This window comes from Chryseobacterium sp. W4I1 (genome assembly GCF_030816115.1).
GTDB lineage: Bacteria > Bacteroidota > Bacteroidia > Flavobacteriales > Weeksellaceae > Chryseobacterium.
The window spans coordinates 2,935,676-2,957,607 of sequence record NZ_JAUSXQ010000001.1 but is presented as its reverse complement, the minus strand read 5'-3'; the positions used below and the strand labels follow the sequence as shown (position 1 = coordinate 2,957,607).

The window sequence follows — 21,932 nt, the reverse complement described above, 5'->3', positions numbered from 1 at the left end:
TGTAAAGTTCCATATCAGTTAAGGTTTATAAAAAAACTTACTGTTCTTAACAGTTTATCAGTCCTAATGGTTTAAAATAAAGGTTTCAAAACAATTTTACTTACCGCTCTTGAAGCTAATTCCATGCCATAAATCCTTCATAAGCAAAATAAAAAATCGTTATAAATAATGTGTATTTAATGATTTATTATTTCATAAATTCTTTTGTCTTGAAATCAAAGATTCGACGTAGTCAACAAAATTAACCAAAAATTCAAGGCTGGAATCTTTCACTAAAAATTAAAAATTGATCCTAAAATCCCCCAAAACCCGTGCAGATTTGCTGTAGCAGTTTCAGTTCGATATGCTACCCGCACTCAGACAGTGAGGATTTTTTAAAGAATCAAATTTTAATTTTTTTAACGCTCAAGCTTCCGAGGCTGAAGAGCGAGAAAAGTAATCCGTAGAAATTTTAAAGGTTAAAAACCGGCTGTGAATACGTATTTCTGATCTGTTCTTTCCAAATATCCATTTCTTCAGCAGATGCTTTATCAGCTTTGTCAAAAAAGAAATGCTGAACAATTTCAAACCCACTATACAGAAAAATGCCGTTGTCCGAGGTTAGGGTAAGCGCTTTGTCCATTCCCATACGCTCATATTCTTCGTGAGATTTTCCGTGGGTATTGATAATGACTGCCTTTTTGCCCTTTAAAAGCCCTTTCTGTACGCCCTGATCGTAGCGGTAAGCAAAACCATAACTAAAGACTCTGTCAATATATCCTTTCATAATAGCAGGCATACCTGTCCACCAGATAGGATAAATAAAGGTGATCTGTTCCGCCCGGGAAATATAATCCTGTTCCGTTTTTACATCTTCTGAAAGTTGGCCTGCCAACTGTCCCTGCATATCTTCCAATGAGAGAACAGGATTAAATCCTATTTTATTCAGGTCTCTTACTTCTATTTCATGGTGGTCTTTTTCCAGGCTTTCAATAACGGTTTGAAGTAGGTTGTTATTCAAGCTATTTTCATTGGGATGTGCGTAAATGATTAAATGTCTCATCGTTTTTATTTTTTAAATTAATAAGACAAATGTAGAGGAGTTAAATGGGTGGAAATTGTAAGAAAACGAAATGGAATTATTCTGTTCCTGAACGGCAGATATCTTTCTGGAATTTTACATATTTGGAAGGCGTAATATTGATGAAATGCTTAAAGTCATGAATAAGTTGGCTCTGGTCATAGTATCCGCACTCATCAATAATATTGAACCATTCGATCTTTCTGCCACTTTCCTGTTCTTTTTCAATGAGGGTAATTGCTTTAAGAAAACGGCTGTATCTGGCAATTTCTTTAGAAGAATATCCGAACTGTTCCTTCTGTTTCAGCTGGATGTTTCTTTCGCTCTGACTGGTTTGTTCTGCGATGGCTTTGACAGGATTCATATTGCTGCTTTCAAAAGCACTCAAAAGCTTGCTTATTTTATCCTGATCCCGAAGATAGGGTCTGCAGAATTCAAGGATATAAGATGTCTTTTCTTCCGCTGAAGACAAAGCTGAGATATGATGCCAGAGTTCTGTAAAACAATTGTCCTGTAAAAGCTTATCAGGATGTGTACCTTGGTTGGAAACCATAGCTTTTCCAAAGAAACGGTAAAAAGCATCGTCTTTAAAATTAGCCACTAAAATAGAGCTTCCTGCAGGCAGTGTATAATCAAAGGTCTGACGTATGGGACCCAGAACGATACATTTGTTTACTTCAACAATATTTTTTTCCTGAGTGATCATAAAAGCGTTTTCTCCAAAACAGAATAATAGAATTGTCTGGTAGGAGGGAAGCAGGGTTTTGGTGACCGAGTGGGACGAGCGATTTTCTGCGTAATAGAAATGCGTGAATACCGTCTCAAATTCTTCGGGAATTGAAATTTTAAACTGATGATATTCCGGCTGTAATTCCTGCATTATCTAATCCTTAAGTCAGCTCTTTCTCCATTTTATAGTTGGCGAGATCAATGCCTTTTACATTCACCTTCTGTTCTGTGATTATTCTGAAACCCATTTTTTCAAAGAAAGGTCTGGCTGTTTTGCTTACATCAGCAGTGAGTTTTTTTTCATTGCGCACCCTGGCTTCCTGCTCAATAAACATATACAGTCTACGGGCGATTCCCTGCTGCTGAAAATCTTTGTGAACGAAAAGCAGATCAATATAACTTCCTTTATCAAGAGTACAGAATCCGGTCATTTCTCCATTGAATTTTGAGATGATAACCATCTGGTTTTCGATTACCTCGAGCCATCTTTCGTTATTTTCAGATCCCGATTTCCAGGCATCAATTTGGTTTCTGTCATAATCGTTTTTACAGACAGAAGTAATGGTTTCTGTGAAAAGCCTGCGCATTTCAGGCAGGTCACCGGTATTTCCTTTTCTGATGATCATAGCTCGCTTATATATTTTAATTCATAGAGTTTCTGCTGTTCTTCAGTAAGTAATGGATAAAACAGATTCATCTGTATTAAAGCATAATGTTTTATGGCTTCATCTCCGTTCATTTTGAAAGCAAGGCTGTTATGAATGATCCAGTTGTCTGCAATAATGAATATCTGTGTGGTCAGGCTTTTCAGTATAAAATCAGGAATATTGCTTCTGAAGATATTATTTTTCTGGAAGCCTTTGAAAATCATTTGAAATTCATCCTTTCTGCTGATATTAATGGATTCATACTGGGCTTCTATTGCCGGAATATGTTTCAAAATATCAAAGAAATTCATGAAGAGAAATCGAAAGGAATAAAAAACTTCATAGGTGGAGAAAGTAAAATGATACAGGTCTTCCAGTGTTTTATTCTCTATTTTCTGCAGGTTGTTCAGAAGATCATCCATTTTAAGGACCAGTTCAGAAAAAAGAATCTTGATAATATCTTCTGAATGTTTGAAATGGTAATGCAGGTTTCCAGGACTAATGTTCAGATCAGCTGCAATGTGCCTTGTTGTGATATTGTTGTAGCCGTTTTTATTGAACAGCTCCATTGCTTTTGATAAAATTTTATCCTTCGTTTTCATAGTCCAAATATAAGAGACTTTAAATCATATTTCAAAATTAGAACAATTGTTCTAATTTTGTTATATTTGCAACCGAAAATCTATCAGGATGGAAGGAAAGAAAATATTCAATTACGAAACCGCCAGAAACAAGGCTTCCCGGAAGGGAAAAGAAGTACAGGAAACTTTAGTAAAAGTCCTGCAAATTATTATTGGGCTGATTATGGCGATACTTCACATGTAATGAAAACGAAAATTTCATATTGGTTTTTTCTGGGTTTGGTAGTTTGGACAATTATTATTTTCCTAAGAAAGAAAGGAATTATTATTCCTGTTTTCAGCAACTATTTTACAGATTTTATCACTGTTCCGATGTATACTTATCTGATAGAATATATAATGAATGATGTTCTTGGTTATTACTGGAAACCTGATCTCAAATTTATTTTATCCTCCATAATGTATTTGTCAATCTTGTTTGAAGTGATCTGTCCTATATTTTCGGAAAGATTTACAGGAGATATTCTGGATATTGCAGCTTATTTTGCCGGAGGAATATTATATTATTTTTTGAAAATCATTTTATGGGATTTTTTCAAAAGTAATCGAATTTAGTATATTTCTGAGCGTGAAATATTCAATAATTAGTTTATCCTAAATTATAAAATAAAGTTTAATCTTTTGGCTATTTTTGTAAAGTACCCGAAAATGTTTTCTTCATGCACGACAAGCTTTTACAGTATATAAGTTCAGAATTTAATTTTAATTCCGATGAAATTGAAACGGTTAAAAAGTACTTTGAGCCTGTCAGTTATTCAAAAAATACAATATTGGAAGAGGCTGGACAGGTTCCTCAATATCTTTATTATATTGTTTCAGGGTACCTCAGGCTGTTTTATATGGATGAGAACGGTAATGAAGTAACAACGCATATCAACTGCCCACCCGGTTTTTTTACTTCTTATACTCATTTTATCAATCAAACCCGTTCAGAAGATTGTGTAGAATGCATTACAGACTGTAGCCTTTTAAGGATTACCAAAGAACATCTTGATCAACTGGTGATTAAAAGCCAGGGAATGAAAGATTTTAGTATTGCAGTATTTCAGCAGTCTATTGCTTATAATGAAAACCGTTCCAAAGAACTGTCTGTACTCAATGCAGAGCAGCGCTATCTCAAACTTATAGAAAATTATCCGGAGATCATTCAGAATGTCCCTATTCAATATATCGCTTCATTTTTGGGGATGAAACCGGAAAGTCTCAGCAGGATTCGGAAAAAGATTATTAACTAACAAAAGTCAAGTGGTTTTAATGCTTGGAAGATGAACTTTACAGCATTAAAATCAATGCAATGACAAACAATAATCTGAGTCTGGTTTCAGGGGCAAACGGACATTTGGGAAATAATCTGGTACGACTTTTATTGAATGAAGGTATTCCTGTACGGGCGGCTGTAAGAAATAAAAACAATACAAAACCTTTTGAAGGACTTAACTGTGAAATAGTGCAGGCGGATATCACAGACAAAACTTCCTTTGTAAAAGCACTACAGGGCGTGGAAACTTTTTATGCTGTAGGAGCTTCTTTTAAACTATGGGCAAAAGATCCCAAAAAAGAAATCTACGAGGTCAATATCAACGGAACACGCAATACCATAGAAGCTGCGGCCGAAGCAGGAGTAAAGAAGATTGTTTATGTAAGTTCCATCGCCGCTTTAAATTATACAAAGCTCCCTGCCAGCGAAGATGGAGGATATAATCCGGACCGGAGAGATATGTATTACAATTCTAAAAATGACGGCGAAAGGCTGGCTTTTGAATTGGCTCGGAAACATGGTGTTGAGCTGATTGCCGTTATGCCTTCTGCCATGATCGGAAGTGAGGCATTTTTTCCATTGAATGTCTCATACAATATCCTGAAGCTGATCCTGAACAAAGAAATTCCTGTAGATACAAAAATTACATTGAATTGGATCGATGTAAAAGACGTTGCAAAAGGATGCTATCTGGCAGCCCAAAAAGGACGGTCCGGGGAACGCTATATTCTGGCTAATGAAAAATGCATGACAATCACGGATACAACAATTTTAGCAAGCCAGCTATATCCCGAACTCAATCTGAAAGTCCCTAATGCTGTTCCTAAACCTTTGCTATACACGATTGCCGGATTAATGGAACTGACAGCCAAATTAAGCGGGAAGCCTCCATTATTGACAAGGAAGGATATTGCCATGTTTTCCGGATTGCAGCAGAACTTTGATATTTCCAAAGCTAAAAATGAATTAGGATTTAATCCTAAAGATCCAAAGGCCGCGGTAAAAGAAGCAATGGATTATCTTATGAAAAATAAAAATCTTCTGGGGGCTTGAAAAAGCCTCTTTTTTATGTAGTATGAAGCTTGATGATCGATCCTTTATAAAATTTTGTCAGGTCATAGAGCTCTCCGAAATAATGCTGCAGCTCCATATCATTATTCTGGTCATAATTTTTCGAGCGGAACTGTTCTTCTGCAAAAGCATACAGAGATGGATAATCTGTTTTTAAATAATGGGAAAGAATGGTACAGTTTCCTTTTTCTTTTAAAGCAATGTCTGTGAAAAATAAACCGTAAACAAGGAACTGGTTGAAGTTTTGGGCATCCGTTATAAAATCCAGATTCTGTTTGGAATAATTTTCATAATCTTTAAGAAGCTCCTGAAAATTTTTTACACTTTCTGCTTTCGGAATTTTGTAAAAAAGATCAATGCCATGGACGAAAAGCTGGGTTTTGATCTCTTCAGTGTCGGAAGGGTAGGCATTGGTGAACCAGTTGAAAATACATGAAAGCTCCTCTTTGGAAAGGTTTTCCACAGAATCTTTTACTTTATTTTTAATAATCTCAAGACTCACATTCACATCATTCTCAAGGAATTTTTTTACATTTTCCTCTTCACGACAGAGCTTATTGTACAGATTGATCTTTGCAATATTGGGATTGGTTTTCAGGAAATAAAGTTCTTCTGCCATTGCTTTGTACCACATGATCTTTTCCAAATGGTAACTAAAGATACAAAATATGTTCTGACTCCAACCTAAAAAATGTTATGGAGTGAATTATTATTTAACTTTAAAGTTTTATTAGGTATAATGCCTTTTTTTTAATATTCTTCAGGGTTTTATAGTATAAATCTATCGTTTTTGTTAATTTTTAGATCATACTTATTTTAGAATTTTTTGCCATCTTATTTATTTGTTTAAATAGATAGACTTATCTATTTTTTATGTAGATTTGTAAAAATTTTCAGATGAAAAAAGAGAAAGTACAGGAACGGATTATCAGAGTGGCTTCAGATCTGTTTTACAGACAGGGGTTTAATTCTACCGGGATCAATCAGATCATTGCTGAAGCAGACATTGCTATCGGATCACTTTACAATCACTTTTCATCCAAAAATGATTTGCTTCAGGCCTATCTTATTAAAGAAGAGATTGAATGGTTTAAAGGTTTTGAAGAACACATTTCCAAAATTTCAGATCCCAGAGAAAAGATACTTTCTCTGATCGATTACCGCAAATATCTGCAGAAATCCGCAAAATTTGCAGGCTGTCATTTCATCAAAATTGTTTCGGAAATAGGAGACAGCAGTCCTGTAGTTTCTGATTTTGTAAAACAGCACAAATTGAAACAGAAGGAAATAATTAGAAAGCTCGTGAATGATTATGCAGAAAAAATCAAAAACGTTGATGCAAACCTTTCAACCGAAAATATTTTCCTTTTGATAGAAGGAGCTGTAGTTACTTCCACAATCAATAAAAGCACAGATGCTTTTGATCAGATCAAAAAAATGATTGAGGTTCAGCTGCCTTAATTTTTTTTATATAATAAAAAATAGATATATCTATATAAAAATGAACTCTAAATACTTGAAATTATTAGTGATATTATCCGGTCAGCTCCTTACGATCATGGATATCTTTATCATCAACGTCTCCATTCCTTCTATTCAGCGGGACCTTCATGCGTCCAACGGAGAAATGCAAATGATGATTGCTTCTTACCTTATCGGCTTTGCTTCATTTCTGATTACAGGCGGAAGGCTGGGGGATATGTACGGGAGGAAAAGGATTTTTATCTTTGGACTGGTATTTTTCATGCTGAGCTCTGCTGCTTGTGGCCTTTCATCCAGTGCGGCTTTGCTTGTGGTTTCCAGGTTTATCCAGGGAATCAGTGCTGCAATGATGTCTCCACAGGTACTTTCGATAATTCAGATTCTGTTTACCGGACATCAAGAAAGAATAAAAGCGATGAGCTGGTACGGTATTACTATTGGAGCCGGGACTATTTTAGGACAGTTTTTAGGTGGGTATTTTTCATCAGTGACCATAATGGATGAATCCTGGCGACTGATATTTTTGATTAATATTCCGGTATGTATTCTCGCTGTTTTTTTCAGTTTAAAGATTTTAACTCATTCTAAAATTCCGGGTGGAAAAAATACTTTTGATTTCATTGGTGTTTTGGTGCTTGCTGCCGGTCTCTTCTGTTTTACCTATGCGCTTACTATGTCTGAACATAAGGGAATTCAAATTAAAAGTCTTTTACTTATCCTGGTTTCAGTAATTATTTTAATCTATTTTTTTAAAGATCAAAAGAGAAGATTAGAACATCAAAAACCTTATCTGATCGATTTTAAATTGTTCAGCTACAAAAATTTCAATCTCGGAATTCTCGCCGTTTCCTTTTTCTTTATCATGCTGGATTCTTACTTTTATATTCTTTCACTGTTTTTTCAGAACGGATTGGATATCGGGCCTATGAATTCAGGAGAAATAATTGTTTTTCAGGGTCTTGGGTTTATTATTGCGTCTATGTTTTCCTCAAAAATTATTTTACGGTTTGGAAAAAAGTTTTTGATTACCGGTCTTGGGTTCATCATCATGATTCTCATCCTGCAGATCTTTTTATTTAATGCGGAAACTCCTTTTTTTCTGCTCTGTCTGTTGCTGTTTTTCCATGGCATCGGGGTTGGTTCTATCATTCCTTCATTGGCTAACATTGCCTTGTCCGGACTTTCGGAAACGCTTGCCGGAAATGCTTCCGGAGTTTATAATACTTTTCAGCAGGCAGCGGCAATAGTGGGAATTATTGTAGTAGGAAGCGTTTTTTATTTCTTTCTTGGAACAAAACCGTCGGCAAAGGATTACCACCAGGCTTTTTCAGTTGCTTTAACCGCTGATATAATTTGTCTGCTTATTGTTCTGTTTTCAATTTTAAAAGTTCCGGATCATATATTACCTGTTAAAAAGTCTGAATATTGATATAGCGGTTACTTTAAATACTGTTCCAGAGTACTTTCCAGTGTTTCCTGTCCACCAAGTTCTTTTGAAAGAATTTTTCCGTCCCTGTCTACAATTATAAAAAGAGGATATCCTCCGGCGTTAAGCTTTTTGGTAAATTCTTTATTAAGGTCGAAATAACTTTTCCAGCTAACATTGTTCTCTTTGAATATTTTATTGGCCAGATCAATCCTTTGCTGAGTCCTGTCGTCGGCAACACTTATGAAATTTACACCTCTGCCTTTATACTTTTCATATAATTTCACAAGCTCGGGCAGTTCCTGGATACAAGGTTTACAGCTGGTAGACCAATAGTCGATCAGGGTAATTTTATAACCTTCAAAGCCGGATTTTGTGATCTTGCCATCGGTCCCAAAATCTATTTCAGGGAAGTTTCCTCCCGCATTCGTTGAGTTTTCAAGAGATAATATTCTTTCAAAATCCTTAAAACAGGATGATGCTTTTACCTTTTTGGAAAATAATGGAAGATCTCCCAGGTACCCTTTGTGAAAGCCATATTTTGAAAAATTATCTATAATTTCCCAGAACGCAGGAAAAGATCCCGGATTTTTCCTGATATAGGCTTTTAGCAGTTTGTCTCTATTTTCAATATCTGCCGGATCATTTTTTTCAAACGGTTTAAGCTTTTCGTCCACTTTCTGAAGATATTCTTTCAGCTTTTTATAATCGTTATTAACCCTCGAATCCGGTGATCGTGTAAAATTTAATTCTTTATCAATAACATGAATTTTTAAATCATTCTCAATAAAAAATAATTTAGATTGGTTGAAACCTTTCCTGTCCTCTTTTGGACCCATGATCATCACAGGTAAAGGGCAGGGAACAGTTCCGTTAATTGTATTCTGGGACTGAATCTTTAAGAGGGCACCTTTTGAGTTTCCGATAGATTTTACATTTTTGCCTGTATTGAGTTGGAGATCATAAAGTGAGATGATATTTTTGGTAGTGGGTGGCGGTGCTAATAGTATTGAATCATTTTCAAATACAGGTGCAGTCAGTTCAAGTTTGAATTGTTCCTGGGAAAATGCAGAGTTACTTACTAAAAATAATACGATCAGTGAAATGCTTTTCATATCTATGGATTGGATCATAAAGATATTATTTCATCCTTCGATGGACAAATTTATTGTTTATCAGATCTATATAATTCAGTAATTATTCAAGTGATTATTTTTTAACCGTTTGTAAAGTCATCTTTGCCATATTTCTTACAATCTCTGTTGGAGAGTGGCAATCGCAGCTGCTCAATCCAATTACATAAATATCTTCTGAAGGAATATAAACACCCATACTTTTAAACCCGAAAATACTACCGCCATGTTCCCTGTCCGGAATTCCATCAATCTCTTTCAGATGCCAGCCATAGCCGTAGGTGAATTCTTCACCGCTATTCAATTTATATTTCTGAAAAGCTTTTTTAGTTTCAACTTCATTAAGCAGTATATTTTGGTTCAGAGCCTGCTGCCATTTCAACATATCATCCACCGTAGACATCAGGGAACCTGATGAAAAAGGGACACTGAAGCTGATTACGGTTTTGTTCACAAATCCATACTCTTTCTGGTGATACCCATAAGCTCTCTTAGGAATAAGCTGGCGATCGCTAGCATAATAAGAATGAGCCATTCCTGCTTTTTCGAAAATATTTTTTTTGATGAAATCCTCGTAGGTCTGTCCGGAAACCAGCTCAATAATATATCCCAACACTACATATCCCGAATTATTGTACTCAAATTTTTCTCCGGGAGCAAAGTCCACAGGTTCATTTTTGAAAAAATCGACCATCATTTCAGGTTTCATTTCCTTCTGTGCGATAGTTGATAAAGCTTTCATCTTCGTAAAATCCTTAATGCCGGAAGTATGCGTCAGCAGATGATGGATTGTGATTTTATCTCCCGAAGGATAGTCTTTGATATATTTAGAAACCGGATCATTGACCCTTAATTTTCCCTGTTGTTCCAGCATTAAAACAGCTACAGCCGTGAACTGCTTAGTCATAGAACCGATCTGGAAAACATTTTCAGGAGTCATATTGATATCCAGTTCCAGGTTGGCCTTTCCAAAAGCTTTCCGGTATAGGATTTTTCCTTTTTTGGCGATCAGAAAAGTTCCGCCTGGTTCATTTTTGTTGCCAAATCCGGTGAAAATAAGACTGTCTATTTTCTTTTCATACGTTTGGGCAACAGCTGTTTTGAATGAAAATATAATAAAAAACAGACATAAGAAAATATTTTTTGATTGCATAAAATGGTGTTGTTTGTTATGCAAAGATATGATTTATTTTCATTACTATGTTATACAATATAATGATAATGGAAAAACATTTAATTAAATAAATTATATGTTTATGGAATTTTAAATAGGAACTTTAAACAGCCTTTAAATTTTCTAGTACCGGTTTTCTTTAATGGTACGGATCAGTTTTTCATTGCGTCGTTCGGCCCTTGCATTATTCAGAGACAGAACAGCCCAAATTGCTGCTGGAAGCCAACCGATCACAGTAATTTGTAGTATCAGACAGATAATACCCGTAATAATTTTTCCACGGAGTATAAAGGATAGAAAAGGAAGTAAAATGGCAAGTAACATGATGCTTAGTTTTGAAAATATTAATCCAAAATTATCATATTTTTTTGTTATTGAACTGATATTCTGAAAAAAGTACCTCACTTATATCCGAAAAAATTATATTCGTTAAGGTTTTATAGAGTTGTAGCTGTTAAAATAAAAACATTGTGTAAAATTGATTGTTATATCTTTTTCTGATCCAACTTCTTTAAATTTGTCACATGCTAACAAATGAACTGATCAATAAAATAATACAGACTGGTCAAAAAACCGAACTAAAAAAGAACGACTTTTTCATAAAAGAAAGCGAAGTCTGCGATTGTATCGGAATTGTAGAAAGCGGTACTTTATATGGCTATTTTGAAGATGCAGATTGTAATTTCATTGTGAGTGAACTGTATGGCAAAAACTCCGTTATTACTTCGTACAGAAGTTTTTTAACAGGTATTCCGTCTCCAGGTTCCATTAAAGTGTATTCAGATGCTGTACTTTATGTTATTGACAAAGTGAAATATGATGAACTTTTGCAACAGCAGGAATGGGCTTTTGTTTTTAAGGAAATTTCAGACCATCTGTTTATCAATAAGTGTTTTAAAGAAACTTCTCTTATCAAACTGAAAGCCAGAGAGCGATATCTGGAACTGCTTTCTCAACGGAGTAATATTGAACAGGATTTTCCACAGTATCTTATCGCCTCATTCCTTAAAATCCGTCCGGAAACTCTATCGAGATTAAAAAGTCTTGACCTACATCAAGATAAATAATCAATGTTTTTACAGAATTTTGCAGTGAACCTTTAAAATATACTGCAATGCCATTAGTAAGAATTACATTATCCGAAAAATATAATCAAGAGACTCAGGATCTCATTTCAAAATCAATTCATCAAGCTTTAATAAAGGAATTTAATGTTCCTGAAGATGATTATTTTCATATCATTGAAAGCGTTAAACCTGGACAGCTCCGTTATCCTGAAACCTATCTGGGAGTGAAGCATACAGAAGCCATACTTTTTGTTCACATCACTGCATCGATAGGCAGAAGCGTTGAGCAAAAAAAGAATTTGTATAAAAGTATTGCTTTAAATATTGAAAAATCAACACAAATAAATCCCCAGGAAATCATTGTTGTATTAACTGAGAACGTCAAAGAAAACTGGTCTTTTGGAAACGGTGAACTGCAAACCTTTAATCATATTTAAAATGATAAAAATTGTAAATGCGTTTGAATCTTTAGAGAATATCTCAAAAGATGAAGTGATGATGCAGAAAGTAGCTTTACTGACAGGCGGCGAAGATATGGCATTATTCATCATAGAGCTCGAAGAAGACCAGACTTTACCAGCACATTATCATAAGGAAGGAATTGAATTTTATTATATTATTTCCGGAGAAGCGGTCATTAGGATCGGTAATTTCCACAACGGAAAAATTGAAAAGATAAAAAAGGAAATTGTAAAAGCCGGAGACACATTTTCAATTCAGGCATATACCGTGCACGAAATTTCAAATAGTCAATTGGAAAGTGTAAAACTATTGGCCGTTGCTCCACTATCACATAATGGAGCGGACCGTTATTTTATTGAATTAGAGTAATAATTGCTGTGAAAATTTCAAAATTTATACTTTCATTGGTTAATTGATCATCTTGATTTTTGTGATCTCTGTCTCAATATTGATCAGTCTTTTTGACCAATTATCTAAATGAGTTTTTCTTTCTTCGTCAGTGAGCCTTTCCACAGAATAAACAATTTCCGGCTGCAAAACTGAAAAGCCGAGAAATTCAAAAATGCCACGATGTATTGGAAATAAAATGGAATCTATATCACCATATTTGTCATCAGTATAATTTTTTTCAGGACCGCCGGTTGTCACAGAAAGCATTGCTTGTTTTCCAACAGAAAAACCATTGCTGAAAATTTTTCCGTTATCATAGAATTTGCCCATAGTAAAAACTTTATCCGCCCAACCTTTCAGAATAGCAGGAGCCGAGAACCAATATAAAGGGAATTGCCAGATTAGGATGTCACACCATTCAACTTTCTCCTGTTCCGATACAATATCCGGCATTAATGTAAATTGCTGTACGGCAAATAACTCCTCATCCTGCTGTTTAAAATAATTGGGATTATTGAGTTGGGAAAAATTTTCTTTTCCGCTTACCGGCTGATAATTTTTTTTGTATAAATCGGTAGTTTTCACTTCGTGACCTGCTTCTTCCAGACTTTTGATTGCAGTGTTGAACATAGCTGCATTGAAACTTTTTTCTTCAGGATGAGCAAGGATGATCAGTATTTTCATAATTTCGAATTTTGTACTATAATTAATTGAGTTACAAAATTATTTTTAGTACACTACATTTGCAATAACTATCTAAACAGATAGGCTAAATAAAACTGAAATGAAAACAGAATGTATTGGCGATCATGTCAAATTAAAGGGCAAAACATATCCCTGTACCGTAAGCCTTACAATGGATCTGGTAGGCGGAAAATGGAAAGCGGTTATTCTTTATCACCTGAAAGACGGGTCTAAAAGATATAACGAACTTCGTAAAGAACTCACATCAGTTACCGAAATGACGCTGAGTTTACAGCTGAAGCAACTAGAAAAAGACGGTTTAGTATCAAGAAAAGTGCATGGTGAAAAACCACCGATTAAAGTGGTTTACAGCTTAACTGCCCTTGGAAAAACTTTTGTTCCTGTTTTAGAAGCGATCACGGAATGGGGTAATCAGGTGGTTACCGAAAATGGAGAATTTATTAATGGACTTGAAAAAGAGTCAAATTAAGTTTTACTTTTTTCTATTATTTCAGATAATTTTCAGTAGTTTTTTTATTCTTTCAAATGTTGTTTGAAATATACAAAATGATGATCAATAGACCTGTTCCAGTATTCTGTATTATGATCTCCAGGCTGGCTGATAAAAGTAACCGGGATTTTCAGGCTTTCGGTCTGATGTTTTAATTTTAGGGAATTTGAGTATAAAATATCTTCCGTACCACAATCAAAAATAAATGCTTTCTTAAAATCCGGATGCTGTGTCAAAAGGGTTGATATACTGTATTGATTCCAATTTACCATTTTGGGATCACCAATATTTGTTGTCAGATCATCGATCAGTCTGTTGGTCTGCCAAAAATGCTGACTGACTTTCTGAAAATTTGGATAATCAAGCTCTAACGCTCCACTTGTGGAACCTGCTGTATTAAAATAATCAGGGTGTGAAATAAAATACCGCAAGGCTCCGTAACCACCCATACTCAATCCGCTGATGAAAATATTTTTATCGTCAATATTAAACGATCGATGTACTTTCGGAACCAATTCCTTGAAGAAAAAATCCTCATACTGCGACTTTTTATTTACCGGACTGTTAATATAATAGGAAGTAAAACCGTCTGGTGTGACAATGATAAAACCATATTGATCAGCTAACTTTTGTAAGTCTGTAGTTTGCGACCATTGCTTATAATTCTCACTGTAACCATGTAAAAGATACACCAGAGGATATTTTTCTGATTTGCTGTATGCTTTTGGTTTAAAGACTAAAACCGGGTCTGATGATACTAAATAGTCTGACTTTATAATCCATTTTTCCTGTGCTTTCGATAAAATTGCTGTTAATAATCCGATCATTATCAGTATGGCTTTGTTCATATTTCGTATTTTTATTACAAAATTCGGCAACCAACTGATCGTATACAATAACGAACAAAATTGTGAGCCGTTAAAACGATATCTATGCGCAAAGAAAATTCCACCAATGCAGTGAACGAACAGTTTTTATTTCAGGTTTGTGAGCTCAATTCAGCGGTTGCTATGATTAGCGGACGTTGGAAGTCACAAATTGTATATTCTATTTCACAGGGAAACAACCGTTTTCACCTCCTGAAAAAGGAATTACCGAATATTTCCGAACAGGTCTTAGGCCGGCAGCTTAAAGAATTGGAAACTCATGCCGTGATTGTCAAAAAAGAAATTCCCGACACCGTTCCTGCCGGCGTTAAATATGTCTTAACCAATAAAGGTTTAAGCTTAATTCCGATTCTGGAAAGCCTGTGTGATTGGGGAAAAACCTATGCTGAAGGAAAAGAAATTACAGTTTGTCCTATGGCGTAGTTTTTTTGTGATATTCCTTTTAATCATTCATCCCATCATAATAAACATCTATTTTGGCAAGAATCTTTTGAATTTCTTCGTACTGTTTTTTAGTAAAACCTGTTTCGTTTAAGAAAAATAAGCCTCTCCACTTTATTTTTTTAATGGAAGCTAAAAAGACACTCCATTCAAGAGGGTTATTGGTAAAAGGTACAAATTCCAGTTTTGGATTGGCAGCCAGAACTTCTGGAAATTCGGTGAACTGATTGTTTGAGAAATTAACCTTCTTTAATTTTTTGAGTCCCAAAAAAGACTTCGGCAATTTAGAAAGAGAAGCATTGGTAACTCCCAGCTCTTTAAGTTCAGGTAATTCATGGAACATATCCGGGAGCTCCTTTATTTTTATATTCCCTTTATAATTTCCTGAAATATATAAAAAAGATAATTTGTTTAAGCTGAAAATAACTTTTGGAAATTCTGAAAACTCTGTGTAATTCAAACTTAATTCTTTGATGTTTTTAAGTTGGGAAAAAGAAGCTGGGAGTTCGCGTAAAGGATTACCAGAACTGAAATTTTCCAATGCAGTTAAATTTGAAATACTTTCGGGAATAGTTCTCAAATCATTTTTATCCAGTGCTATTTTTTTCAGGTGATGGTTCTGGGCTTTAATTTCAGGGAACTTTTCTATTTTGAAATTAGCAACTTCTAAAGCTTCCAGCTGATTGGCCTCATTGAGTATTTTTTGTAAGATTCTGTTGTCAAGAGATTGATCAGACATCATTGTACTAATTGACAGCTCTTTCACTTGGGAAAAATCAAGATTTTCCAACTCATTTATTTGGTTGATCCTGATTTTTTGCCCATTCGTTTTTGTTGCATTAATTCTGGTTAAATCACTTGCAGGCATTACCACTGACATATTATTATCGCCGGATGCTCCGGACTCCTCACTTATAGATGGCGGAATGATTTGCTCTTTAGGGGGAGGAGGTGGATTTTTGCTCTTGCCTTTTTTTTGTGCATAAAAAGGGGCTGTGATAAGAAAGAAAGTTAAAAAGAAAAGATGTTTTTTCATAATGCTGTTATATGGTTATTCCTGTTTTATAATCTATTGTTTTAAATTTGGTAAGCAGTCAATACGTTGCTCTTTAATATAAATACATATCCGAAAATTTGAAATCCTGTATTTTAGGCAATGGTCTGATCAGTACAGTTTTTTTTCTTTTATTTAATATTTTCTTTGAACCTAAGTTATCATCAGTTTCCGTTCTAAGCCCTGTAATTAGGTTAAAATTAGTTTCTGTAAATACTGTATATTCGTTAACATATCCTTTGGTCGAATTATTAGTCAACTTTTTTACATTAATTAATTCAAAATTGCCATTGCGATATTTAAAATCGAAAGTAATATTTCCTCCTTTAATTTCACTCCGCATTGTTAAAATCCCGTTTTCAATAAAAAAATCCGGAATTTGGAATCCGTTGTACTTTCCATTTTTTTCAAGGGGATACATGGACTCAATTATTTTCGTTGAAGAAACAGCTAAATCCAGTTTTCCATTAGGCTTGGAGAGGAAAATCTGTAATTTTAAAGGTCTCGTAGTGTTAACGGTATCCATATATACCATCACCTTATCCATCTTTCCGTCACGGTTTAAGTCTCCTTCCTCATCTCTTATGAGAACATTAAAATTGTCTTTAGTATTGATATTTTGTGAATATAAAATACCAGGTGCTGAAAACAAAATCAATAGAATATATAAAAGTGATTTCTTCATTTTTTTGTTTCTATATATCATTATTAAATAATAAGCTTTGACTTTGAAGGTGGAATGCCAAATATCACTTACCTGCCAAATTTACACATTAAACAAATCCAATCTACACCTATTTGCTTATATTAAAAAAAGCTGCAAATCAGCAGCTCTTTTAATAATTTTTATTATAAGTTTTTTCTGTGAAATCTTCAGATAATTATCCAAATGCTCTTTTTAGTAAACTTTCCACTTTCGGCTCCCTCCCTCTGAAGCTTTTATACAGCTCCATCGGATCTTTTGTTCCCCCTGAAGAAAGAAGAATCTTGTATTTTGCAGCCGTTTCAGGATTGAAGATCCCTGTTTCTTTAAAATACTGGAAAGCATCTGCATCCAGAACTTCCGCCCATTTGTAAGAATAGTAGCCTGCAGAATATCCTCCCTGGAAAATATGGGAAAAGCTTGGACTCATCGCTGTTTCAGGATTAATAGGATAAAGCGTTGTTGCCTTTGTATACTTATCCTCAAACTCCTTCACGCTTTCATTCGCCAGTTCTGCAACTTTTGTGTGGTAATTCATATCCAGAAGTCCGAAACCAAGCTGTCTCATCGTCTGGTAACCTTCCATAAAGTTTTTAGACTGCTCAATCTTTTCGATCTTTTCATCAGGAAGCACTTCGCCGGTTTTATAATGTTTGGCAAATGTTTTCAGGAACTCAGGTTCATAGCAGAAATTCTCCAGAAACTGTGATGGAAGCTCTACGAAGTCCCACTTTACAGACGTTCCTGAAAGGTTTGGGTATTGCGTATCGGCCATCATTCCGTGAAGCGCATGACCGAATTCATGGAATAAGGTCGTCACTTCCTGGAATGTCAGTAGGCTAGGAGTATCTTTTGTAGGCTTACTGAAATTACAGACAATAGAAATATGCGGACGGGAATTTTCACCGTCTTTTTTATACTGGCTTTTATAGCTGGTCATCCATGCCCCTGCTCTTTTTCCTTTTCTTGGAAAATAATCTGCATAAAGCAAAGCTTTGAAATTCCCTTCTGACTGCTCTTTTCCATCTTCATTTTTCCCGCTTCCGGTCTCCCAAACTTCATATACTTTCACATCCTCATGGTATTTCGGGATATCATTTCTTTCCTTAAAATGAAGTCCGAAAAGCTTTCCTGCAAGCCCGAAAACAGCATCCTGCACCTGATCCAATGGGAAATATGGCTTCAATTCTTCATCATTAAAATCATATTTCTGTTTGCGGAGTTTTTCAGCGTAGAAAGCATGATCATAGCTCTGCAATTCCTCTATTCCGTCTGTCCTGGCTAATGATCTTAATTCTTCGATCTCTTGATCTGCATAAGGTTTAGCCTTTGTTAAAAGTTCATTTAAAAAATCAAGAACTTTTACCGGGGATTTTGCCATTCTTTCCTCCAGAACATAGTCTGCATAGTTTCGATAGCCTAAGAGTTCTGCTTTTTGTTGTTTTAAATTAAGAAGCTCTTTAATCAGTTCCTGATTGTCAAATTCTCCCCCGTCAAAAGATTTTTTGCCGCTTGCCAAAGCAATTTCCTTTCTCAGTTCACGGTTTTCAGCATACGTCATGAAAGGGATATAGCTTGGATACTGTAATGTAACTACCCAGCCTTCCAGCTTCCTCTCCTTCGCTTCCTCTGCATACTGATCAAGGATAGCATCAGGAATTCCGGCAAGGTCTTCCTTATTTGTGATATGTTTAAAATAAGCATTTGTAGAGGCTAAAACATTCTGCCCGAACTGCAGAGATTTTAAAGAAAGTTCCATGTCAATCTTCTGTAGTTTTTCTTTGTCCGCATCATTCAGAAGGGCACCGCTTCTCACAAAGCCCTTGTAGGTTTCTTCCAACAGCATTTCCTGCTCTTCATTAAGATCATATTGATCTTTTTCGTCGTATACTTTTTTGATTTTATTGAATAAAGCTTCGTTTTGAGAGATTTTTGAAGAATACTCAGTAAGAATCGGGGAAACTTCCTGGGCAATCTGCTGGATTTCATCACTGGTTTCCGCAGAATTCAAATTGAAAAAGATATTGGAAACCACATCCAGCTGTTCTCCGGAAAAAGCTAATGCTTCAATCACATTTGCGAAAGTGGGCGCATCAGAATTATTTACAATAGCATCAATTTCAGCTTCAGAACTTTTGATCAGTTCTTTGAATGCGGGAAGAAAATCTTCATTTTTGATACTAGTAAACGGAGCTGCATGATATGGGGTATTAAATCTCTCTGTTAAAATATTCATATTTCGATTTTTAGATAAGTAAATTTAATGATTCATTGGAGAATCAAAGCTGAAAGCGGCAAAAATAATGCCCGGACGCCAAGATGTGACAAAAATACTTTATCTTTATTAATCTTGTCATATGAAAAGAGCTCAGGTAGTTGGAATGACTAATTTTGAAAACAATAAGCCACAATCTGTTAGCTCTGAAAATCAGATTTTCATCTTAAGTGAATTTTTAGGGACTTAAATACTTTGTGGTTAAGAATATTAAAAAATTAACTCAAAATATAAAAACTATGAAAACACTCTTAAAAATTCTTGGCGTAATCATTCTTTTAGCTGTATTGTACGCAGTTGTTGCAATGCTGGCCTTCAGTAAAAACTATCACTTTGAAAAATCAGTAGTAATCAATGCTCCAAAAGAAAAAGTATGGCAGCATGTTGGCTCTTTGAAAGAATATAATGTCTGGGATCCTTTTTCCAAGGCTGATAAAGGTATTGTGATCACTTATTCCGGGAACGGCGACAAAATAGGAGATTCTTATCACTGGAAAGGCAATGATAAAGTAGGAGAGGGCGAACAGTCTATTACGGAAATTGTACCGAATGAGAAATTAGTCACCAAGCTCCATTTTATCAAACCTTTTGAAGGGGATGCTGTTGCGAACTTTATTTTGACTTCTGAAGGAAGCGGAACAAAAGTGACCTGGTCGATAGATAATGAGCTGAATACGATGATGAAAATTATGAAACCTATGATGGACATGAATATGAAAAAAATGTTTGATCAGGGACTGGGAGATCTTAAAAAGCTTTCTGAACAGTAAAAAATATAAGCCTTGTAAAAACACAAGGCTTTTTTATAGTATCTTTCTTAGGAATCAATGTTGATAAATAAATGAATTTGCTGTAAGTGATCTGAAGTTCCCTCCCATTATTCCCGGTTTCCACAAAGAAGTTATTTTCTTTTATCGTGCAGGTTATTTTTGCAATATTGGTATGTTTTATGAAATATGAAAATATCAATATTATTTTAAAAAATTATTATCTTTATGTAAAGATTAGATTTTATGGAGAAGATCATATTTGTAAAAAGCGATATAAGAGATTATGTCAAAACACTTATCTCTGAAAAAATAGAAAAGCTTAAAAATTTTATCGAATTTACTCTGGAAGCCAGTCGTGATATAAAAAAGACTCCAAAATATGACAGTATGAGAGAGGAGATGCAGGAAGAAATCTACCAGATGCAACGCCAGCTGGGAGCTCTTAATGATCTCAAAAGAAATATGTCAAAAGTTCTGAATACATCCACGGAAAAAATACAGCTGGGTTCACTGGTGATCACCAACAAAGCCCGTTTCTATATTTCTGTTTCTCTGGGAGAATTCTTTTTTGAAGGTGACCGGTTTTATGCTATTTCTCCTGAAAGTCCGATGGCGAAAAAAATGATGGGAATGAAAGGCGGTGATGCTTTTACCTTAAACAATATTCATCAGGAGATTGTAGAAGTGCTTTAGTATTGTATAAAGTATAATGTAGAAATGTATCATGTATTGATGGTGTGAAACTGGGTTTTAAATGATATTTTGATTTAATAATAAAAACAAGATTTTTAATTGATAATTAACTGTTAATTCACAATTTTCAAAGGTCAGTTTTTCGTAATTTTGTACCTATGAACAAAGCAGAAATTCTAAAAGATATAATAGAACAAAGACGAAGTATTTTCCCAAAAGATTATTCTGAAACCGAAATACCTCAGGAGGTCATTGAAGAAATTTTACACTCAGCGACGCTGGCCCCGAATCACAAGCGTACAAAACCTTGGCGTTTCAAAATTTTCAAAGGGGAAGAAAAAGCAGCCTTAGCTTCAGAAATGCAGGCTATCTATAAAGCTACCCAACCGGAACAGACCTTTTTAGAAAAAAAGTATCAGGATATTGGTTTTAAGATCAATAAATCAGATGCTGTCATTTCCATTGTAGTCAATTTCAGCGGTATGGTTCCGGAATGGGAGGAAATTGCTGCTGTTTCAATGGCTGTACAGAATATGTACCTTACGTGTACCGCCAATGAAGTAGGTTGCTACTGGAGTTCTCCGGCAATTGTTAATCACCTGAAAGATTCGCTGACTATTGAGGAAAACCAAAAATGTCTGGGACTTTTCTATATGGGTAATGTAGCAGAATAATCGGTTGCTATGATCATGCGGAACAGAAAAATCAACAAATTATCACATCAGCATATTAACATATCAGAAAAAGTATTATCTTTGCACTCTTAAATATTTAACTGGGACGAGTTCCCATAAAATTCACAACATTATGTCAGTAAAAATCAGATTACAAAGACACGGTAAAAAAGGTAAGCCTTTTTTCCACATCGTGGTTGCAGATGCTAGAGCTAGAAGAGATGGTAGATTCATCGAAAAGCTAGGTACTTACAACCCAATTACTAACCCTGCGACTATCGATTTGAACGTTGATTCTGCTGTAAAGTGGTTAAACAACGGAGCTCAACCGACTGATACTGCAAGAGCTATTCTTTCTTACAAAGGAGTACTTTACAAAAAACACTTACAAGGTGGAGTTGCTAAAGGAGCTTTTGATGAAGCTGAAGCTGAAAAAAGATTCGCTGCTTGGTTAGAATCTAAAGAACAAAAAGTACAAGGTAAAGTAGAAGGTTTATCTAAAGCTCAGGCTGACGCTAAGAAAGCTGCTTTAGAAGCTGAAGTTAAAGTAAACGATGCTAGAATCGCTGCTGCTGCACAAGTAGAAGCTGATGCTAAAGCTGCTGAAGAAGCTGCTAACGCACCTGCTGAAGAAGTTGTAGAAGCTACAGAAGGAGAAGCTCCTGCTGCTGAAACTGAAGAAAACACTGAAGCTTAATAA

27 protein-coding genes are annotated in these 21,932 nt (G+C 35.1%); 14 read left to right on the top strand and 13 right to left on the bottom strand.

Going from position 1 to position 21,932, the window contains the following annotated elements; translation table 11 throughout:
* Nucleotides 1-451: 451 nt before the first annotated feature.
* The 4 genes from QF044_RS13820 to QF044_RS13805 form a co-directional block, all read right to left on the bottom strand.
* Nucleotides 452-1,042, bottom strand: a complete 591-nt coding sequence (locus QF044_RS13820; protein WP_307268327.1) for an NAD(P)H-dependent oxidoreductase — start codon at nucleotides 1,040-1,042, stop codon at nucleotides 452-454.
* Between the two features lie 76 nt (nucleotides 1,043-1,118).
* Nucleotides 1,119-1,940: a helix-turn-helix domain-containing protein gene (locus QF044_RS13815; protein WP_307268324.1), complete on the bottom strand. Its 822-nt coding sequence runs from the start codon at nucleotides 1,938-1,940 to the stop codon at nucleotides 1,119-1,121.
* Nucleotides 1,941-1,950: 10 nt separating this feature from the next.
* Nucleotides 1,951-2,415 carry a GNAT family N-acetyltransferase gene (locus tag QF044_RS13810; protein ID WP_307268320.1) on the bottom strand — a complete coding sequence of 155 codons (465 nt, stop codon included), beginning with the start codon at nucleotides 2,413-2,415 and terminating at the stop codon, nucleotides 1,951-1,953.
* Complete coding sequence (locus tag QF044_RS13805; protein ID WP_307268318.1) at nucleotides 2,412-3,038, bottom strand: TetR/AcrR family transcriptional regulator; 627 nt, start codon at nucleotides 3,036-3,038, stop codon at nucleotides 2,412-2,414. Before QF044_RS13805 ends, QF044_RS13810 begins: the two co-directional genes overlap by 4 nt.
* A gap of 66 nt (nucleotides 3,039-3,104) precedes the next feature.
* On the opposite strand from QF044_RS13805, the gene QF044_RS13800 reads away from it, so the two are divergent.
* From QF044_RS13800 to QF044_RS13790, 3 genes are all read left to right on the top strand, one after another.
* Complete coding sequence (locus QF044_RS13800) at nucleotides 3,105-3,632, top strand: hypothetical protein (protein ID WP_307268315.1); 528 nt, start codon at nucleotides 3,105-3,107, stop codon at nucleotides 3,630-3,632.
* Between the two features lie 104 nt (nucleotides 3,633-3,736).
* Nucleotides 3,737-4,312, top strand: coding sequence for a Crp/Fnr family transcriptional regulator (locus tag QF044_RS13795; RefSeq protein ID WP_307268312.1), 576 nt, complete (start codon nucleotides 3,737-3,739; stop codon nucleotides 4,310-4,312).
* Nucleotides 4,313-4,371: 59 nt separating this feature from the next.
* The gene (locus QF044_RS13790) at nucleotides 4,372-5,388 is read left to right on the top strand and encodes an NAD-dependent epimerase/dehydratase family protein (protein WP_307268310.1); all 1,017 of its coding nucleotides are present in this window, start codon (nucleotides 4,372-4,374) and stop codon (nucleotides 5,386-5,388) included.
* A 13-nt stretch (nucleotides 5,389-5,401) separates the two neighbouring features.
* On the opposite strand, the gene QF044_RS13785 is transcribed toward QF044_RS13790, so the two are convergent.
* Nucleotides 5,402-6,025, bottom strand: a complete 624-nt coding sequence (locus tag QF044_RS13785) for a hypothetical protein (RefSeq protein ID WP_307268307.1) — start codon at nucleotides 6,023-6,025, stop codon at nucleotides 5,402-5,404.
* A 278-nt stretch (nucleotides 6,026-6,303) separates the two neighbouring features.
* Between QF044_RS13785 and QF044_RS13780 the strand changes: the two genes are divergently transcribed.
* Together QF044_RS13780 and QF044_RS13775 are read left to right on the top strand one after the other, a co-directional pair.
* Nucleotides 6,304-6,867 carry a TetR/AcrR family transcriptional regulator gene (locus QF044_RS13780; RefSeq protein WP_307268304.1) on the top strand — a complete coding sequence of 188 codons (564 nt, stop codon included), beginning with the start codon at nucleotides 6,304-6,306 and terminating at the stop codon, nucleotides 6,865-6,867.
* A 40-nt stretch (nucleotides 6,868-6,907) separates the two neighbouring features.
* On the top strand, nucleotides 6,908-8,317 hold the full coding sequence (locus QF044_RS13775) for an MFS transporter (protein ID WP_307268302.1): 1,410 nt from the start codon (nucleotides 6,908-6,910) through the stop codon (nucleotides 8,315-8,317).
* Nucleotides 8,318-8,325: 8 nt separating this feature from the next.
* Here the strand turns inward: QF044_RS13775 and QF044_RS13770 are convergent, their stop codons facing one another.
* From QF044_RS13770 to QF044_RS13760, 3 genes are all read right to left on the bottom strand, one after another.
* A complete protein-coding gene (locus QF044_RS13770) occupies nucleotides 8,326-9,447 on the bottom strand; it encodes a TlpA disulfide reductase family protein (protein ID WP_307268300.1) in 1,122 nt (373 codons plus the stop codon).
* Nucleotides 9,448-9,523: 76 nt separating this feature from the next.
* Nucleotides 9,524-10,600: a serine hydrolase gene (locus QF044_RS13765; protein ID WP_307268297.1), complete on the bottom strand. Its 1,077-nt coding sequence runs from the start codon at nucleotides 10,598-10,600 to the stop codon at nucleotides 9,524-9,526.
* 144 nt (nucleotides 10,601-10,744) lie between these two features.
* On the bottom strand, nucleotides 10,745-10,945 hold the full coding sequence (locus QF044_RS13760) for a YqaE/Pmp3 family membrane protein (protein WP_307268295.1): 201 nt from the start codon (nucleotides 10,943-10,945) through the stop codon (nucleotides 10,745-10,747).
* 200 nt (nucleotides 10,946-11,145) lie between these two features.
* Here QF044_RS13760 and QF044_RS13755 point away from each other — a divergent pair, with 200 nt between their 5' ends.
* The 3 genes from QF044_RS13755 to QF044_RS13745 are packed head-to-tail and all read left to right on the top strand — an operon-like array spanning nucleotide 11,146 to nucleotide 12,519.
* Nucleotides 11,146-11,688, top strand: coding sequence for a Crp/Fnr family transcriptional regulator (locus tag QF044_RS13755; protein WP_307268290.1), 543 nt, complete (start codon nucleotides 11,146-11,148; stop codon nucleotides 11,686-11,688).
* 47 nt (nucleotides 11,689-11,735) lie between these two features.
* Entirely contained in the window at nucleotides 11,736-12,125 is a 390-nt protein-coding gene (locus tag QF044_RS13750) for a tautomerase family protein (RefSeq protein WP_307268287.1), read from the top strand.
* A 1-nt stretch (nucleotide 12,126) separates the two neighbouring features.
* Nucleotides 12,127-12,519, top strand: a complete 393-nt coding sequence (locus QF044_RS13745) for a cupin domain-containing protein (RefSeq protein WP_307268285.1) — start codon at nucleotides 12,127-12,129, stop codon at nucleotides 12,517-12,519.
* A gap of 39 nt (nucleotides 12,520-12,558) precedes the next feature.
* Here the strand turns inward: QF044_RS13745 and QF044_RS13740 are convergent, their stop codons facing one another.
* Entirely contained in the window at nucleotides 12,559-13,224 is a 666-nt protein-coding gene (locus QF044_RS13740) for an NAD(P)H-dependent oxidoreductase (RefSeq protein WP_307268282.1), read from the bottom strand.
* A 100-nt stretch (nucleotides 13,225-13,324) separates the two neighbouring features.
* Here QF044_RS13740 and QF044_RS13735 point away from each other — a divergent pair, with 100 nt between their 5' ends.
* Complete coding sequence (locus QF044_RS13735; protein ID WP_307268279.1) at nucleotides 13,325-13,714, top strand: helix-turn-helix domain-containing protein; 390 nt, start codon at nucleotides 13,325-13,327, stop codon at nucleotides 13,712-13,714.
* A 44-nt stretch (nucleotides 13,715-13,758) separates the two neighbouring features.
* On the opposite strand, the gene QF044_RS13730 is transcribed toward QF044_RS13735, so the two are convergent.
* Nucleotides 13,759-14,583, bottom strand: a complete 825-nt coding sequence (locus tag QF044_RS13730; RefSeq protein WP_307268276.1) for an alpha/beta hydrolase family protein — start codon at nucleotides 14,581-14,583, stop codon at nucleotides 13,759-13,761.
* Between the two features lie 84 nt (nucleotides 14,584-14,667).
* On the opposite strand from QF044_RS13730, the gene QF044_RS13725 reads away from it, so the two are divergent.
* Nucleotides 14,668-15,045 carry a helix-turn-helix domain-containing protein gene (locus QF044_RS13725; protein WP_307268273.1) on the top strand — a complete coding sequence of 126 codons (378 nt, stop codon included), beginning with the start codon at nucleotides 14,668-14,670 and terminating at the stop codon, nucleotides 15,043-15,045.
* A 19-nt stretch (nucleotides 15,046-15,064) separates the two neighbouring features.
* Here QF044_RS13725 and QF044_RS13720 read toward each other — a convergent pair whose 3' ends face one another.
* The 3 genes from QF044_RS13720 to QF044_RS13710 form a co-directional block, all read right to left on the bottom strand.
* Nucleotides 15,065-16,099: a leucine-rich repeat domain-containing protein gene (locus QF044_RS13720; protein ID WP_307268270.1), complete on the bottom strand. Its 1,035-nt coding sequence runs from the start codon at nucleotides 16,097-16,099 to the stop codon at nucleotides 15,065-15,067.
* Nucleotides 16,100-16,172: 73 nt separating this feature from the next.
* The gene (locus QF044_RS13715; RefSeq protein ID WP_307268268.1) at nucleotides 16,173-16,802 is read right to left on the bottom strand and encodes a hypothetical protein; all 630 of its coding nucleotides are present in this window, start codon (nucleotides 16,800-16,802) and stop codon (nucleotides 16,173-16,175) included.
* A 196-nt stretch (nucleotides 16,803-16,998) separates the two neighbouring features.
* On the bottom strand, nucleotides 16,999-19,056 hold the full coding sequence (locus QF044_RS13710) for a M3 family metallopeptidase (RefSeq protein WP_307268265.1): 2,058 nt from the start codon (nucleotides 19,054-19,056) through the stop codon (nucleotides 16,999-17,001).
* A gap of 278 nt (nucleotides 19,057-19,334) precedes the next feature.
* On the opposite strand from QF044_RS13710, the gene QF044_RS13705 reads away from it, so the two are divergent.
* From QF044_RS13705 to QF044_RS13690, 4 genes are all read left to right on the top strand, one after another.
* Nucleotides 19,335-19,865: an SRPBCC family protein gene (locus QF044_RS13705; protein ID WP_307268263.1), complete on the top strand. Its 531-nt coding sequence runs from the start codon at nucleotides 19,335-19,337 to the stop codon at nucleotides 19,863-19,865.
* A gap of 243 nt (nucleotides 19,866-20,108) precedes the next feature.
* Complete coding sequence (locus QF044_RS13700; RefSeq protein WP_307268260.1) at nucleotides 20,109-20,558, top strand: hypothetical protein; 450 nt, start codon at nucleotides 20,109-20,111, stop codon at nucleotides 20,556-20,558.
* A 158-nt stretch (nucleotides 20,559-20,716) separates the two neighbouring features.
* Entirely contained in the window at nucleotides 20,717-21,232 is a 516-nt protein-coding gene (locus QF044_RS13695; RefSeq protein WP_307268258.1) for a nitroreductase, read from the top strand.
* Nucleotides 21,233-21,365: 133 nt separating this feature from the next.
* A complete protein-coding gene (locus tag QF044_RS13690) occupies nucleotides 21,366-21,929 on the top strand; it encodes a 30S ribosomal protein S16 (protein WP_307268256.1) in 564 nt (187 codons plus the stop codon).
* The last annotated feature ends 3 nt before the right edge of the window (nucleotides 21,930-21,932 follow it).